This window comes from Flavobacterium rhizophilum, assembly GCF_046000485.1.
Lineage (GTDB): Bacteria > Bacteroidota > Bacteroidia > Flavobacteriales > Flavobacteriaceae > Flavobacterium > Flavobacterium rhizophilum.
In genome coordinates, this window is sequence record NZ_JBELQB010000003.1 from 83,304 (window position 1) to 98,843 (window position 15,540).

The window sequence follows — 15,540 nt, forward strand, 5'->3', positions numbered from 1 at the left end:
TTGTTAAATTAGGGTGCCCGAAAAGCTAAAAAATATGAATGCTCTCAAACCAATTGTTGTTATCGAAAGCGATAGTAATCGTACCAATCTATTAGTGGAAGCGTACAGCACACTAGACTTCCAAAACGACCTTCTCGTTTTTTATGACAGTAGTACAGCGTATGAACACCTCCTGAAGAATGCTGTTATACCTTTTCTGGTTATCAGCGACATCCCTATGCCAAAAATAAGCGGCCTTGAATTAGCGGAAAAATTGCACACTCATCCTGAATTTTCAGCCTATTTTATACCGTTTGTGTTCTTAACAGGAACCGATGAACTTCCCTGCACAACAAATGGCAGCAAGAGCTTACATAATCATGGTTATTTTGAGAAAAAGGGCAATTTTGAAGAGCTTAGAAAAACTTTAGACATTATAATAAGCTATTGGAATAATAGATAGGAAGTGTATGATGTAGTCATATACATGAGAAAAGCAGGCCTTAGCCTGCTTTAACTGCGATTACAAAAACACCTTACCTTAATTATAATCGCGAAACAAATTTATGGTTTTCCGTCAAATTATTAGGCGTAACGCATAAATGATTTACTGTTTCATACAAATTACTTTTCTCTCATCTCCTTCCTGATTTTCTCGCTAAAGAAACTGGGTGAGATACCAGTCCGTGTTTTAAAAGCCTGAACAAATCGTTTGGTAGTACTGAAGCCGGCCTCTTTGGCCAGTGCATCATGGGTATACATCCGTTTCAGCCGATCGGATTTTAGCTGTTCGATGATATAATTCACCTTAAGGTCATTGATATACTCATTAAATTTTTTGCCCCGGTAGTTCAGGATAACGTCCGAAACATAACGTGTATTGGTTTCAAGATGTAGAGCCAGGGAGGTCTGGGTAATGTCTGCTGCCAGAAAACCTTCGGCTTCTTCCCACTTTACAAGCAGGTTCAATATCTTGTCCAGTGTTTCGGGAGCAATCTCCATCTCCCTCACCCTGGTTGGGGTATTTTTGGAAGCTTCTTTCTGATTTTCACGGATCAGTTGCCTATAGATACGGTTCTGGAATCTTCTGTGCCTCTCGTATCGGATGATGACCAGCAGGGAAAAAATGACAAGTATCAGTACAATGGCAGTAAGCCATCTTTTTTTTGTCTTTTCATACGATAACTGTTCTTCCATATCTTGTTTTTCACGGAGCAGTTCTTTGGTATCGTAGTTCCTATGAATGTTATCGTATAGCCTGTCGTGCCTGCTCAGCAAAAGCGTGTCCGCTTTGAGTAGCTGATCCACATAATAGAGGGCCCGTTCTGTTTCCTCTCTCTTTTTATGATATTTTATCAGTAGCTCGAAATTCTCACGCAGGTCGGGACGAGTATACGCTTTCTCATCAAATGCAGCGGCTACCTTTTTCAGATATGGAAAGCTTTGTTCAAATTTTCGGAGTTCCCAGTAACTCTTACCAATGTAGAAATTGGCGACGGCAACATTGGCATAGTCCTTATTTTTTTCGATACCCGGAATCGACTGCTTCAGCTTTTGAATGGCCAGGGCATAATCTCTTACAAAGAAATGGTTCTGGCCTTCCAGGTGCTTAAAGTAGTCGTCCATAGTGTGATTGTCCAGGCGTCCGGCTTCCTTTCGGCCTAAGGAGACCATTGCCTCAGACTGGCCATAATTACCTGCCTTGGTATAGCAGAGGCCGAGTGAGTGAAGTATACTAAGATAGGCCCGATCGTTATGTTCCTTAAAGTAGTCAAGACAGGAGGACAAAAGTGCTATTGCTTCCTCATTATTGCCTAGGTAATATTTAACATGCGCAATGTTGTATTTCAGTTTGTAGTCCAAATACGTATCGGCAGCTGATTCGATATAAGGCTGGGCTGCCAGATAGTTTTCCAGTGCCTGTTCGTGGTCCTTCAAAACATAATAGGCTATTCCTTTGGAGAGGTAGGCAGAACCGATCAGTTTGTCGCATCCAGATCCTAAGGCTACCTCAACCATACTATCCGAATAGGTTATTGCCAGTTTCCCGGGAGCGTAATCCATATAGTTCTTATACCCGTTCACAATCATTTCCCAATTCCGGTCGGTTTTGGCATTTCTCAGAAAAGCCTGCAGATAAACTTTCTGAAGTTCAGGACGGCTTTCTGATTTCCTGATTTTTGAAAAAAGGTAGGGATAGTCTTTCTCCCTCAGGGAATCTGAAGGTACGGCGCCATTAACGGAGAGGAATGTGCACAAAAGCAGCGACTGTATCGAAATGATGAAGATGTGATTGATTGGCATTACGGAACTGGTACTAATATTTTTTAGCAGAAGGCATTAATCCAAACGGTAGGTAGTTTTCTGTTCCCGTATCGGGATTCAGTTGTGTAATCTGAGGCAGCCAAATGTAGCTATTATCCCACTATTTCAAATATGATTTAACACATTTTAAGATTGCCGATTTTCAGAAAATCGTCATTCGTATTTCGGAAGAACGGAGGTATACCGTTTGTCTCCGGTCGGTATTGCCGGTAGTTTTGCGATGAATTCAAAGAACATCGGGATGCAGTGCACCCCAGCAGTTTTATTTATCCGGATAAATGAGCTGATCGATCAAGTCAGTCACATTTTAACAAGAAACTATGAAAAAGTTCATTTTAATCCCGTTTGGGATCTTATACATTATTTTTTTCTGCTCCTGCAGTGGCGATACCATGGGGACAAATGATAATCCGCCCCCGTCTATAACACTCAAGACCGTAACTGCGGCGGGCAACCCTGCCAATCCCTATGACGGGATCGGGCAGAATTTTACGGCAATGCTGTCCGCCTATAAGGATTCCGATTACGATCCTTCCGCCTTTGAGGATATTGCGATGATTGTCCGCATACTTACCAAGCAGACCGAGACAGAGAGTGAGCTGCTACAGGCAGAGCAGCTTCTTTCCCTGTGCATCAGTCATCCTTATGACACCTCTGCATCACTTCTCGGGCAGTCTGAACTCTCGCCGCAAGCCAGGGATATCACGGGGGACCTTGTAGGGAATTTTGAAACCTTGGGGAACCAATCGTTTGATGTCAGCTACGGCGCGCTGGTCAATATGGAGGATACTGTTACCGCCTCAGCAATACTGAGCCTTCAGGAAAAACGTGTCATCCTGACCCTGGCTTCGGTGATCCGCTATTCCCTGTATCATTCCTGCTGCGAGGATACCGATTGGGAAAAATCGGTAGGGAATATTGTCGCCGCACTGGCAGGTATACTGGAAGACGATTCCCTTGCGACAGCCTATCCGGTGGCAACCAGTATAGCAGGCCTGGAGAAGATTGAATTCTAGAAAACAAGCTATGGCCCGGTAATTACCGGGCCATTACTAATCAGGAATATTCATACGGTATGGAAACCACAAGAGAAAACAGTCCGGGCGAAGTTCATTTTTGGAAGGGGAGCCATCATTTTCCCTCACGGGAGAGACGGACATGTTCGGGCGATTTCCTTTTTATCTTCATAAAATCAGGTATCCTCAGGGCTGTAGTTGACGGCAGCCGTATCTCCTGTACGGCCAATGAGCTTGTTGTTGCATTGTGCCGCAGCTACTATCAGGTCATCAAGTACGATAAGGATATCTCCGGTTATCTGGTAAAGGTCAACTGGCAGTTTATCACAGACATTAAGATGTCCGGTCGCTTTATCGAACTTCTGGTAAGCAGGCATGCCCTCAAGATACTGCCGGACCGTTTGGATGCCGTTGTCCTGCACAGGATCATGAAACTCCTGAACCATTACTATCAGTATCTGAGAAATCCCAACCGTTTTCCCAAGGCCTCCTTTACGGCTGCGTTAAGTCTTCTGGTATTCCAGGCCGCATGGCATCAGGATATACAGGCCGGAAAAAGTGAAAGCAACTATAGTCGAAGGGAACTGCTGACCGTAGCGTTTTTCAGGCAGCTTATCCGCCACTACAGGGAGCAGCATTCGGTGGCCTTTTATGCCGGTCAGTTGTGTGTTACTACGGGTTACCTTTCCCGGGTCGTCCGTGAGGTAACGGGAAAGACGGTCCTGGAAAGCATCACCGAGATACTGGTCAGTGATTCAAAATTCCTGCTTGTGGGGTCCGATGCTACCATTGAGGAGATCAGCGAGCAGCTTCATTTTACCTCTGCAGGGAGTTTCAGCAGGCTCTTTAAGAAGCAGACCGGCATGACACCCACACGATATCGTAAAAGTTACGGCAGGTAGCAGTCTTCCGAAGATCCGTTCGGTTTATGCATTGTTCTCAAAAGTACTTGGTCTATGTAAACTTTTCAGCTATGGTACAATCGGCAATTTACAGGAAGCTCCTATCGGAAGTCAGTGGAAGGGAGGAGGAGCTCTCCGCAGCGGACCTCTCGGCAACCGCACAGGCCGGGGGCATGATCTCCTTTCTTCAGGAGCTGCTCCTGCGCGTAAAAACACAGGTCTGCACTTCCGGTTTCTCGGATACTTTTCAGGAAATCGAGTTTTTCAGGGAGGTTAAACCACAAATCCTGGGGAAACTCATCTACTACAATGAGGTATACCGTATCGAAACAGCCAGCCCGGTGCAGGGCGGCAAACTATACCGAAAATACTGCTGCGGTCAGTTAAAGCATCTCAAGCAGAATCACTACAGTTTTCTTGATATGGAATTTTACCGGTATTACCGTAGCGGCCGGACCGACCGTGATGCTGAATATTTCCGCAGGGGGCAGTTGCAAAATTCCACGGTCAGGGAGAGTTTTTTTATCGAGTTGGATGCGCAGTTCTCCACCTATTATGACCATATGGCAGCCCGTTTTATAGCACAGGATCTCCTGTATGCCTTTCTGCTTGCCCGGATCGATCCCGAGGATGCGGAGCAGGGAATCCCGTTCTCCGGGGAGCTGCAGTGGACCGGAACCAAGAATGCCCTAATCGAGCTGATCTATGCCCTGTACATTTCCGGTGCCGTATCCCACGGTAAGGCCGGCGTGAGGAAAATAAGCGGGGTTTTCCAGCGTCTTTTTAAAATTCCTTTAGGGGACATTCACCATGCCTTCCACAGGATGAAGGACCGGGCTGGCCGGCGTACCCTGTTTATCGATCATCTTCGGGAAGTTCTCGAAGAATATATGGACAGGAACCTGTAACGGTTCAGTAAAAAAGCAGTACGTAAGTGCCGCTTTTTTTTTGCATCCTTCCGAAAAGAAAATATGCCCATTGGCACAGCTTGGCAGATAGGGTGGGTAACAATCACAAACTTGTGGTCAGTATAATTCAAAATTGTAATACCATGAACATTGACAGAAATGAATTTCATAGCTGGATGGAACGTGTTATGCAACGCTTTGACCTGCTGGGTGAGAAAATCCGACAGGTGGAACAGCGCCATACGGCTATTGACGGCGAAGAATTACTGGATAACCAAGATGTTTTGCAGATGCTGAAGATCAGTTCACGCTCCCTGCAGCGTTACCGTAGCGGAGGGCGATTGCCTTACTACACCATTAGCGGAAAGCTTTACTATAAGCTTTCCGATGTCCACCAGTTTATCCGGGACAGTTTCCAAAAGCGCTTGCCCGATACAAAAGCCAGCTAAAGCCAAGTCATGCATTACCCTTCCCCGGATCATTTACCGTGTCTTAAGGACCTAGTTTTAAAAATCTAAAACAGTCATAATGGAAGCCAATCACAACCAACAGGAACATTCCGATGAGATGAGCCAGATGCTGCTTGTCCCGGACAAAAAACGAAATGAAATCAGGGCCGTAAGGCAGCTAAAGGAGGATGGCGGTATGGAAACAGCAGCCATTGCCGATAGCAGGCCGGCGGATTTTCTGAGAATCGAGCAGCAAGGTGATTTCTTCTCCAACTTCTTCGGCAATTTCCTGCGACAGCTGAAGGAACCGACACGGTTCGACTTTTTCCGTGTTCCCTTTCCGATATGGCCTGAGATTGCCCAAGAGTTGCAGGGTTACCTCGATGATCTGGGTGAGGATGCGCGGAAGCTGCTGTCCAAGTATGCTTTAAACTTCGAATATCAACATAAAAATCATAGTAAAATGGAAACAACAGAAGAGTACAAATTCAAGCCCGAGCAGGTAAACTGGGAGTCCCTGAATAATTTAGGGTTAAGCAGGGATCGCCTGGAAAAAATGAACCTGATGGAGCCGCTTCTAAGGGGTTTCAAGACCAATGATGTAGTGCCCCTAACACTGACAATGGGTGATGCGGTGGCGAAACTCGATGCCAGGCTCTCGCTTCAGACCAATGATGCCGGGCAGGTGGTAGTGGCCATGCACGGGATACGAAAGGAGCCCAATCTGAATTACCCTTTTTTCGGTCACGAGTTCAGCAAGGAGGATAAGGAGAATTTGCTTAAAACAGGTAATATGGGAAGGATTGTCGACCTGTACAACCAAAAGACAAGCGAATTCGTACCCTCGGTAATAAGTATTGACCGCAAAACCAATGAACTGGTGGCCTGCAGGGCGGAATGGATGCAGATACCGGATGAGATCAAGGGCATCAGGCTGGATGACCAGCAGAAGCAGACCCTGCAGGAAGGCAGGCCGCTCTATCTTGAGGGGATGACCTCCAGGAACGGGGATCCCTTTGATGCCACCGTACAGTTTAATGCCGACAAGCGTTATGTCGAATTTATATTTGACCGCAATCAGAACCAGAGCCAGTCCCAGGGTAAAACCTATGATGAGGCGCCGAGGGAGTTCAGGGGCAAAGCGCTTACCGAAGAGCAGTATGATAAGTTCAGGGAAGGGATGACCGTGTATATTACAGGGCTGGTAGACAAAAATGACAAGGAATACCAAGGGTACATCACCTACAACAGGGAAAGCGGGAAAGTGGGGTTCTCCTTTAATAACCCTTCCAAATCCAAAGAGCAGGCCCTGCACGATGCAGCTGCTCAGAATCTGCAAACAGGTACGGACGGTAAACTGAGCCAGGCTGATAATTCTGTTAAGCAGGAAAGCAAAAAGCAGCAGAAGGAGCATCGCACCGAGATGCAGCCGGGTAATGAAGATACCCCAACAAAGAAAAGGGGGAGAAAAATCTAAAACGTAAATGAAACCTTATGATTACAGTGCTAACAGAGAAACCCAGCGTGGCCCGTGAGCTGGCCGCGCTGTTGAACGCTACCCAAAAGAGGGAAGGTTTTTTCCAGGGAGAGGGTTACTATATCACCTGGGCCCTTGGGCATCTTGTGACTTTGGGACTGCCTGAGGACTATGGACTGAGCGGCTTTGTTAAGGACCATCTTCCCATCCTGCCTTCGCCATTTATCCTAACCCCCCGTAAGGGAGAGGGAAAGGAACGGCTGCTCCCTGATAAAAGGATCGTAAAACAACTGGTGCTGATAGGGGAACTGTTCAGAAAAAGCGATAGCCTAATCGTAGCTACCGATGCCGGCCGTGAGGGAGAACTCATCTTCCGGTATATCTATGACTACCTGAACTGTACCAAGCCCTACAAAAGAATGTGGATCAGTTCCCTGACCGAAAAGGCGCTTCGCCATGGTCTTGAAAACCTGTTGCCGGGAGAAGACTTTGAAAATCTGTATCTCGCGGCCAGGGCACGCAGTCGTGCCGACTGGCTGGTGGGAATCAATGCCTCGCAGGCCCTTAGTATTGCCGCAGGCACCGGAACCTATTCCCTTGGCAGGGTCCAGACGCCGACACTGGGGCTGATCTGCAAAAGATTTCTGGAACACCGCGACCATAAGCCGGTAAAGTACTGGCAGATTCAGCTTTCACATACCAAGTCATTTACCGAGTTCAGCAGTGACGGAGCTTTGCACTTCGATACACCGCAAAAAGCAGAGGACGCCTTAAAGTCCCTGCAGCGCCAGAGCCATGCTGTTGTTATCGAAATAAAATCGGAAACGGTTCAGGAAGCGGCACCGCTGCTTTTCGACCTGACAGCGATGCAAAGAGAGGCTAACAGGAAATATGGTATGACTGCATCGGAGACCCTTGAAGTGGCGCAGCGCTTATATGAAAAGCAGTTCATCACCTATCCGCGCACCGGCAGCAGGTATGTGACTCAGGATGTATGGGCCGAAATACCCAGACTCATAAGAGTCCTCCAGCAGGATCCGGAGTTGGGTAAACATATTTCCAAGATAAAATTCGGAAGGCTCAACAGGCACATTCTCAACGATGGCAAGGTAACCGACCACCATGGCCTGCTGATTACCGAAAAGCTGCCTTCCGCATTGTCGGTAAAAGAGGGCATCATTTACAGAATGATAGCCCTGCGGCTACTGGAATCGGTCAGCGAGCCCTGCAGGAAAGAAATCAGCCGTATTACCCTGCAGGTGCTGCATTATGATTTCGGACTGATAGCCTCAGCTTTTACAGAGCCGGGCTGGCGTTCCATCCGGACTGCCTTTGATGACAGTACAACCGGGGAAACAGATGTACCGGAACTGAAGGTAGGGGACAGGATAGCCATTGCTTCAGGCTCCATAATACAAAAACAGGAGGCCGGGCCACAGCTGTATACGGAAGACAGTCTCCTGTCAGCTATGGAACGTATCGTCTCGGAAACCGGTCCTGCCCAATTCAGGAAAGATCTGAAACAGGTCGGTTTGGGGACACCTGCCACCCGGGCAGCCATTATTGACAGTCTCCTGGAGCGGCACTACGTGCTGCGTGAGGGCAGGATGCTGCTCCCCACTCCAAAGGGACTGGAGGTTTATACTATTATAGCTGATATGCCTATAGGTTCGGCGGCTATGACAGCGGATTGGGAAATTGCACTGGCAGCTATCGAGCAGGGTGCATTTTCCGGTGAGAAGTTCCAGGCTGAAATCGAGACTTATACCATAAGCATCACAGAGCAGCTGTTAAAGGCTTCCGTAAGAAATGAGGCGGTCCCGGAACTGCTATGTCCCAAATGCGGACATCACCACCTGCTTTTTTCCGATCATGCAGTTACGTGCCCGAATCAGCAATGCGGCTGGCTTCAGTTCAGAAAAGTATGTGGAATGATACTGCCTGGTGCCGAGATTGAAAACCTGATCAGAAACAGGAGTACTAACCTGCTGAAGGGGATGGTCAGTAAATCAGGTAAAAAATTTAATGCCCGTTTGGTTTTGGATGATCGGCAACAGGTTGTCTTCGCGTTTGATAAATAATGAAGAACTAAAAAGGGGGTGCTATGGCAACCCCTTTTAGTTTTTAGGTTTGAGGTGGTCCAGTTCCGGATCATTTTTAATACGTTCCAATTCACTGTAAATAATATTTACGATGTCCAGCTTTACCTGCCTGTAATTGTCCTCAATCTCCCTTTGAAGCACATCATTCCCTTTTTTGTCAATAAAATTCCTGATGTCGGGAATCCTTTTATAATTTTTCTCTTCAGTAGCGACCCTTTTGGTGTCCACAACGATTTCCGCATGGAAAATCTTCTGCTCGATACGTTCCTCAAAATTATCGGAAACGGCACCAACAAACATTCCCTGGGTAAGTGTAGCGATCTTACTGGCGGGTATAAGGCTGTCCAGCTGCGTCGAGATCGAGGTTGACTTATCGTTTCGGTTGATGGTCATGCTTTGCCTTTTTTGGAGTATTTTACCGAACCTTTCCGAGAGGCTCTTGGCGGTCTCACCGACCACCTGTCCGCTGAATATATTTCCCACTGTATTCTGTATGACCTTACTTTCTTTCTCCCCGTAATCACGGGTTAGCTGTGAATAGTCCTGAAACCCGAGACAGACGGCGACCTTATTGCTTCGGGCCGTGGCTATCAGGTTATCCAGACCACGGAAATAGATGGTCGGAAGTTCATCGATAATAACCGAGCTTTTAAGCTGTCCCTTCTTGTTGATCAGTTTTACTATCCTTGAATTGTACAGTCCCAGCGCAGCGGAATAGATGTTCTGCCGATCGGGGTTGTTTCCCACGCAGAGCACTTTGGGTTCTTTGGGATTATTTATGTCCAGTGAAAAATCATCGCCTGTCATAACCCAGTACAGTTGTGGGGAGATCATCCTGGATAAGGGGATCTTTGCCGATGCGATCTGCCCCTGAAGCTGATCCTGCGCACCGCCCTGCCACGCGTCCATGAAAGGGGAGAGGTAATTCTCAAGATCGGGATAGGAGGTAAGTATCGTAAAGACATCGGAGTACTTCTTGTTGAGCAATTCGATCGCATGGGGGAAAGTACAGTACCGGCCACCATCGTAGATCTTCAGAAACCAGATAATGGCAGCAAGTAAGATAATGGGGGATTCCACAAAAAAGTCCCCCTGTTTCTGTATCCAGCTTCGGTTCAGGTTCAGCATTATGGTATAGGCGGATTCATACGCGTCGGAGATATCGGTCATAAAACCGGGATTGATCGGATTACAGCGATGGCTTTTGCGCGGATCATCAAAATTGATGACATAAAATTTTGGCTGGACCTCGTATTTGTCGGTATGTCGGAGTAAATGGTTGTAAGCAATAGTGGAGAGGTCATCGAATTTAAAGTCATAGATATACATGGAAAAACCTTTCTCGATATGCTGACGGATGTAGTTGTTGATGATGGCAAACGATTTACCCGACCCCGGTGTCCCGAGCACTATCGTTGCCCTGAAAGGATTGACTATATTGATCCAGCCAGGGTTCCATTTTTTTCCGTAGTAAAATCTTGTCGGGAGATTCACCGAATACTCATTTTCCATCAGTTTTGTCTCCTGCATAAAGCTTTCATTCTCCTGATTGAATACATCCTCCATAAGGTTGTTACGCAGTAGTCGGGACATCCATACGCCCCCAACCATGAGCATGATATATCCGACGCCTGTACTCAGCATGTATATGATTTCACTTGTGTCTGTTAACGGTCGAAGCATCCATTCGTTGAGCAGAAAGAGTAATCCTCCGGCTCCGAGTACCGTATTAATCCTGAACCGGGTAATGCCTTGGTTTTTGGTGCCTTTGGTTCCCAGGCAGCTGAGTGCCAGCAGCACCAGGGCAAAAACCTTTGTGTAAATCATTTCTGAGAACAATCCGGCGGTATTCTGGAAATTAAACAGAATACGATTGATAAGGGGCAAAGTCCAGCCCCTGTCCATAAAAAAGCCGTAACAGAACCAGTAAAAATGCATCAGTACGATGATGATGCTTACAGCCCGCATAAAGGCCATTATCTTTGCAAGTCCTCTGGTGTCATCTTCTCCCTGCATGTTCCGATATTTTAGGTGGTTTTATTTTTTTCTTTTCTTTTTTTTCATCCGACGTGTGAAGGCCTCTTCCTCATAATCTTCCCCATGGCCTTGCGGTAACAGTATATCGATAATTCCCGGAGGAATCTTGTCTGTGCCTGGACTGCTTTCATCCGAATCCTGACCAGTTATCTTTTTTTGCGATTCGCTTTCAGGTACTTGCACTCTTGGTTTATCTTCAATATTACCCGGTCGTATCCCATTATTCCACCATTGCTCAAATACATTGGCAGCTGTAGTCCTTCCCAATTGGGAGCCGTTCCACACCGAGCGTACCGTATGGTCAATAAAGGTAATGCCGTATATCCTTCCCTGGCTATTGCTGCGCACGATCACATTAATTCCCTGGTCTTTGAGCTGTGCGGTAAATTCAGCTCTGTCTTTTGAAGTATACATTGCTACCTCCACAGCGCCTCGTAAGGTGTTCCTGACCTGCGTATCCTTCATTATAATTTTTGATTTTTCAAAATGAGAAAGCAGTGCCCGATAGCCCGCACTCTTACCAAATAGGGAGGCCTTGAACGGAGGACCAGCCTTTTGCCCCTTGCTGTCGGTTGCAAAATAGACAAGTCCCTGTCTTGTTTGACCATTAAGTTCTCCGCTGACCTCATTCACAGTTATATTAAAAAGTGATATTAGCGCATTATAAGTCCCCAGGCTCTGGTAGGTATAGAACTGAGGAAGGTATCGCACGACGGCCGCAATCTGGCTTTTTATGTGGGTCTGCCTGCAGTCCACAGGTTTGAAAAGCTTCGGATTAACCCGTTCTTCGTCCTTAACGGGTGGCCTAAGCCCATACTTCTTTTCCAATTTCCGGCAAGCAGACATGGATCGCCTGTGCTCATAGGTATCACTTATTTTCTTTCCGGATTCATTCACATTGATGGAGACAATGTGAATATGGGTACGTTCAATGTCGTTGTGCCTAAAGACGATATAGGGCTGATTGCCGTATCCCATTTCCTGCATATAGTCCATCGCCATGCATATGAAGCGGTTATCATCCATGTTGTCCTTCGGATCAGGATTCAGGGAAATATGTAAAGAGGGTTTTTCGGTATTCCTGTTAGCAATAAGATAGGGTTCGAAAGAGCGGTAGGACAACATGAGTGAGTAGCCGCCGTTTACTGATTGCCGAATATTTTGGGCGAACAGTACCTGTCCCAGGCCTTTATCAACCTTTTGAAAATTGTAGGTAAGCGCACCTATGAGTCTGGTTCCATGTCCAATTTTCACAATCATTTGTGTTTATTTATAAGATGTTTTGCCTCAAATTCCTGTGTAAGCTCGATTATTTTCCTACAGAGGATTGCCATCTCTGCTGTTTGCCTTTCCAGTTTGTAGAGACAGGCTGCAGCTTTTTTTTCTGAAAAATTCTGATAGAGCAGCCTCACCACCTGATTGTAGTTAACCCCAACAGCCCTGAACTGCCCGTAAAGCGTTGTTAAACGCATATGATAGTCTGTTGTTCCCTTGTCAATTTTTATGGTTTTGACCGTTGAGCGGAATATGCAGGCGGTAATGAAATGTGCCATTACATTCATGCCCGATTGCTCAAACAGGGATAGGAATTTGTTGTTTTCCTTTAAGGTGAGGCTGATCGAGTAACGAAATATCGCCCTGTCGCCTTTAGGATGCCTGCCGCCTTTTCTTCTCTTATTGTCATTTTTTTCACTCATGATCTGATCACTTAGATTAAAACACCGACTTCGGAGGATGTTTTCAGCTCCCTGCAAGGGCAAGTTGTTTTGAGCAGCGGAAAGTATTTCGAGCAGCTCAAAACACAACTTGCTCCTTTCTGTCGAAAGGAAATCCGTCCTGCGGGACGGATAGGTTGCCCTTGGCGAAAACGGCTCCATGCCGTTTCTGATTATTGGAGCCTTGCATTCGCATTATGCAAAATAAAGCTATGTGAATTAGAGGAATGCTATTGTCATATGGGCCAAAACAGGACCCTGTAAGCCAATGGCAACCATATCTAAAAATCGTTGAAACTGAAGGCATTTCTTTGTGCATGCTAATCTGAACACATGCCTATGTACTGCCATTTTTGCGTAGCTGCATAGCTACACCACTGTATGTATAAGTGTATAGCAATGTTTGGGAAAATGCGGTCACATTGATATTTATAGCAATGTGTATAGCTGGTAACTGCTCAGTTTTCAGATGCACACAATTAACGCTATGTATTTAGGGATAGATCCCTGTAAAGCACAGCATAAGTACCCACAGAAATACATATGGTATGAGATATCTAGACACCTAACTGTAGAGGTAGATATGGAATGAAGTAAAACCGGATATATATGAAAACAAAGAAAAACACACTTTTTGTCGCCTTTGCCTCCCAGAAAGGAGGGGTGGGAAAAAGCACTTTCACTGCCCTTGTGGCAAGTGTTATGCACTATCGCCTCGGCTACAATGTCGCGGTTGTCGACTGCGACTTTCCGCAATACAGCCTCAGTCAGATGCGTGACCGGGATATGAAATCAATCATGGAAAATGTAACCTTTAAAAGAATGGCTCATGAGCAATTCAGTCGCCTGAAAAAGAATGCCTATCCCGTTGTAAAAGAGAAGTCCGATACTGCCCTGGAGGCGGGGCTTGGACTGATAGAATCCTCGCAGGAGCAATTGGATATCATTTTTTTCGATCTTCCGGGCACCGTTAATTCCACTGGGATAATCAGGGCATTGGCCGGTATGCATTACCTGTTCATTCCGGTTACTGCAGACAGGATAGTATTGGAAAGCGCCCTGGTTTTCACGCAACTGATCACTGACGTACTGATGGCACAGCAACATGTCAATATTAGGGATGTACACCTCTTCTGGAATCGTGTCGATGGCAGGGAAAGAAATCCCCTTTATGATCGGTATGCAATCTTTATAGCTTCACTGAAACTGAAATTGATGGATGCATTTATCACTTCGAGTGTACGGTTCAGAAAAGAGGGGGAAGAGGATTCCAAAGTCATCTTTCGCTCCACCCTGTTGCCTGCCGATCAAAGGCTGGCAGAAGGCTGCGGGCTGAATACTTTTATAAGGGAATTTTTGGAATTACTGAAATTATAAATTATGGAAAAGGAAAACAAAAAGGGTAACGATATTGATGAAGACTATCTTATGTCAATGATGGCGGGTGGCGTTCGTAAGGAAGGCCTCGCAAGTAAGACAGGTGTTGATTCCGGCTCCGGAGAATCTCAGACCACCATCAAAAAAAAGAGAAAAGCAGGGAGCGAAAACAGAGAATGTGCGGACTATGAAATACTATTCTTCAAGAACCCGGATGGCAATGCCAGAAACGGCAAATCGGTGTACATACGTCCGGAATTCCATGAACGGCTGACCCGAATCGTTCAGGTAATCGGAGGGGATAAGATCAGTCTGTATGCCTATCTGGATAATGTGCTGGAGCATCACTTCAGGGAATTCGGGGAAGAGATAAAAAAGACCTTCGACGATAAATACAAACCAATTCTATAGCTATGGAAATTATACTAATTATTCTTTTACTGGTGGCTACCGGCTTATTACTTTATATGATCACCTCCGAAAGAGGACCCGGTGCTGAACCGACAGCGAAAAAAAAAATAATACACCGGTTACCGGACATTATAGGCAAACCAAAACCGGGAGGCCGCCAGTCAATGCCGAAAGGTACCGATGAGAACACAAGTGAGAAATCTACTGTTTCTGCTCCTAATTTTGATACGATCACTGAGGTTAGATCCTCAGCAGTTCCGCAGGAAGAACCTGGAAATCATTCCGATGTGCCACCCAGTTGGATGGAGGAAGAAGAGGAGGAGTGGAGCAGAGATATAGGCTTCAGCACCGAGGACGGTTTAGCCACAGGGGTTACCTTTGACGAGCTCGCCACCGTAGGAATGTTATTAGAGCGCAAAGCGCTTGGACCTTCAGAAAAAGATAAAGCGGCGAGCATGATAGCAAAAATTGATGGGACCGAACTTTTAGGTTTGCTGGAAAGCCAGGTAGGTGAAGCCTCAAGAAAAATAGCAATGCTATTGGACAGGGAACTTACCTCGTAGTCTGAGACAGGTTCTTCCTTTTTGCGGAACACTACTTAAGCAACATAGATAGATTTCTGTACTGGCTGCGTTTAATAGTAAATTAGAAGACCGCGCAAAAACCGTGGATGTACTTTTTAACCGGAAGGATGAAACACCACAGAAGGTCGTAATTGATTATAGTGAGGGAATAACGGTAATACGTGGAATGAAAGAGGAGTACAGAATGTCACCAATATTAAAAGAAATGGACAGGCTGACCAAGGAGTAACCTATTGTCCCCTAACATGTCCTAGTCAA

The 15,540-nt window shown here is 46.1% G+C and carries 15 protein-coding genes; 11 read left to right on the forward strand and 4 right to left on the reverse strand.

Annotated elements, in window-relative coordinates:
* Positions 1–34: 34 nt before the first annotated feature.
* Positions 35–442, forward strand: a complete 408-nt coding sequence (locus ABS768_RS04465) for a response regulator (RefSeq protein ID WP_408073769.1) — start codon at positions 35–37, stop codon at positions 440–442.
* 161 nt (positions 443–603) lie between these two features.
* Here ABS768_RS04465 and ABS768_RS04470 read toward each other — a convergent pair whose 3' ends face one another.
* On the reverse strand, positions 604–2,283 hold the full coding sequence (locus tag ABS768_RS04470) for a tetratricopeptide repeat protein (RefSeq protein WP_408073770.1): 1,680 nt from the start codon (positions 2,281–2,283) through the stop codon (positions 604–606).
* A gap of 341 nt (positions 2,284–2,624) precedes the next feature.
* Between ABS768_RS04470 and ABS768_RS04475 the strand changes: the two genes are divergently transcribed.
* The 6 genes from ABS768_RS04475 (at position 2,625) to ABS768_RS04500 (ending at position 9,137) form a co-directional block, all read left to right on the forward strand.
* Positions 2,625–3,320, forward strand: coding sequence for a hypothetical protein (locus ABS768_RS04475; RefSeq protein WP_408073771.1), 696 nt, complete (start codon positions 2,625–2,627; stop codon positions 3,318–3,320).
* Positions 3,321–3,379: 59 nt separating this feature from the next.
* Positions 3,380–4,222, forward strand: a complete 843-nt coding sequence (locus ABS768_RS04480; RefSeq protein WP_408073773.1) for a helix-turn-helix domain-containing protein — start codon at positions 3,380–3,382, stop codon at positions 4,220–4,222.
* Positions 4,223–4,293: 71 nt separating this feature from the next.
* On the forward strand, positions 4,294–5,130 hold the full coding sequence (locus ABS768_RS04485; RefSeq protein ID WP_408073774.1) for an RteC domain-containing protein: 837 nt from the start codon (positions 4,294–4,296) through the stop codon (positions 5,128–5,130).
* Between the two features lie 143 nt (positions 5,131–5,273).
* Positions 5,274–5,579: a helix-turn-helix domain-containing protein gene (locus tag ABS768_RS04490; protein WP_408073776.1), complete on the forward strand. Its 306-nt coding sequence runs from the start codon at positions 5,274–5,276 to the stop codon at positions 5,577–5,579.
* Positions 5,580–5,658: 79 nt separating this feature from the next.
* A complete protein-coding gene (locus ABS768_RS04495; protein ID WP_408073777.1) occupies positions 5,659–7,056 on the forward strand; it encodes a DUF3945 domain-containing protein in 1,398 nt (465 codons plus the stop codon).
* 17 nt (positions 7,057–7,073) lie between these two features.
* Positions 7,074–9,137 carry a type IA DNA topoisomerase gene (locus ABS768_RS04500; protein WP_408073778.1) on the forward strand — a complete coding sequence of 688 codons (2,064 nt, stop codon included), beginning with the start codon at positions 7,074–7,076 and terminating at the stop codon, positions 9,135–9,137.
* Positions 9,138–9,173: 36 nt separating this feature from the next.
* Here the strand turns inward: ABS768_RS04500 and mobC are convergent, their stop codons facing one another.
* The 3 genes from mobC to mobA are packed head-to-tail and all read right to left on the reverse strand — an operon-like array spanning position 9,174 to position 12,892.
* Complete coding sequence (gene mobC / locus ABS768_RS04505) at positions 9,174–11,174, reverse strand: conjugal transfer protein MobC (protein WP_408073780.1); 2,001 nt, start codon at positions 11,172–11,174, stop codon at positions 9,174–9,176.
* A gap of 21 nt (positions 11,175–11,195) precedes the next feature.
* Complete coding sequence (gene mobB / locus ABS768_RS04510; protein WP_408073781.1) at positions 11,196–12,455, reverse strand: conjugal transfer protein MobB; 1,260 nt, start codon at positions 12,453–12,455, stop codon at positions 11,196–11,198.
* Positions 12,452–12,892, reverse strand: a complete 441-nt coding sequence (mobA, locus tag ABS768_RS04515; protein WP_408073782.1) for a conjugal transfer protein MobA — start codon at positions 12,890–12,892, stop codon at positions 12,452–12,454. Before mobA ends, mobB begins: the two co-directional genes overlap by 4 nt.
* 627 nt (positions 12,893–13,519) lie before the next feature.
* Between mobA and ABS768_RS04520 the strand changes: the two genes are divergently transcribed.
* The 4 genes from ABS768_RS04520 (at position 13,520) to ABS768_RS04535 (ending at position 15,511) form a co-directional block, all read left to right on the forward strand.
* Positions 13,520–14,287 (forward strand): ParA family protein, encoded by a 768-nt coding sequence (locus ABS768_RS04520; RefSeq protein WP_408073784.1) that lies wholly within the window; start codon positions 13,520–13,522, stop codon positions 14,285–14,287.
* A gap of 3 nt (positions 14,288–14,290) precedes the next feature.
* Positions 14,291–14,698, forward strand: a complete 408-nt coding sequence (locus ABS768_RS04525; RefSeq protein WP_408073785.1) for a DUF3408 domain-containing protein — start codon at positions 14,291–14,293, stop codon at positions 14,696–14,698.
* A 56-nt stretch (positions 14,699–14,754) separates the two neighbouring features.
* Positions 14,755–15,261: a conjugal transfer protein TraD gene (locus ABS768_RS04530; protein WP_408073786.1), complete on the forward strand. Its 507-nt coding sequence runs from the start codon at positions 14,755–14,757 to the stop codon at positions 15,259–15,261.
* A 103-nt stretch (positions 15,262–15,364) separates the two neighbouring features.
* Positions 15,365–15,511: a hypothetical protein gene (locus tag ABS768_RS04535; RefSeq protein ID WP_408073788.1), complete on the forward strand. Its 147-nt coding sequence runs from the start codon at positions 15,365–15,367 to the stop codon at positions 15,509–15,511.
* Positions 15,512–15,540: the final 29 nt, after the last annotated feature.

Bases quoted from the DNA above. Each gene is read 5' to 3' on its own strand.
- ABS768_RS04465 (WP_408073769.1), top strand. From the start codon at position 35: ATGAATGCTCTCAAACCAATTGTTGTTATCGAAAGCGATAGTAATCGT.
- ABS768_RS04470 (WP_408073770.1), bottom strand. From the start codon at position 2,283: ATGCCAATCAATCACATCTTCATCATTTCGATACAGTCGCTGCTTTTG.
- ABS768_RS04475 (WP_408073771.1), top strand. From the start codon at position 2,625: ATGAAAAAGTTCATTTTAATCCCGTTTGGGATCTTATACATTATTTTT.
- ABS768_RS04480 (WP_408073773.1), top strand. From the start codon at position 3,380: ATGGAAACCACAAGAGAAAACAGTCCGGGCGAAGTTCATTTTTGGAAG.
- ABS768_RS04485 (WP_408073774.1), top strand. From the start codon at position 4,294: ATGGTACAATCGGCAATTTACAGGAAGCTCCTATCGGAAGTCAGTGGA.
- ABS768_RS04490 (WP_408073776.1), top strand. From the start codon at position 5,274: ATGAACATTGACAGAAATGAATTTCATAGCTGGATGGAACGTGTTATG.
- ABS768_RS04495 (WP_408073777.1), top strand. From the start codon at position 5,659: ATGGAAGCCAATCACAACCAACAGGAACATTCCGATGAGATGAGCCAG.
- ABS768_RS04500 (WP_408073778.1), top strand. From the start codon at position 7,074: ATGATTACAGTGCTAACAGAGAAACCCAGCGTGGCCCGTGAGCTGGCC.
- mobC (WP_408073780.1), bottom strand. From the start codon at position 11,174: ATGCAGGGAGAAGATGACACCAGAGGACTTGCAAAGATAATGGCCTTT.
- mobB (WP_408073781.1), bottom strand. From the start codon at position 12,455: ATGATTGTGAAAATTGGACATGGAACCAGACTCATAGGTGCGCTTACC.
- mobA (WP_408073782.1), bottom strand. From the start codon at position 12,892: ATGAGTGAAAAAAATGACAATAAGAGAAGAAAAGGCGGCAGGCATCCT.
- ABS768_RS04520 (WP_408073784.1), top strand. From the start codon at position 13,520: ATGAAAACAAAGAAAAACACACTTTTTGTCGCCTTTGCCTCCCAGAAA.
- ABS768_RS04525 (WP_408073785.1), top strand. From the start codon at position 14,291: ATGGAAAAGGAAAACAAAAAGGGTAACGATATTGATGAAGACTATCTT.
- ABS768_RS04530 (WP_408073786.1), top strand. From the start codon at position 14,755: ATGATCACCTCCGAAAGAGGACCCGGTGCTGAACCGACAGCGAAAAAA.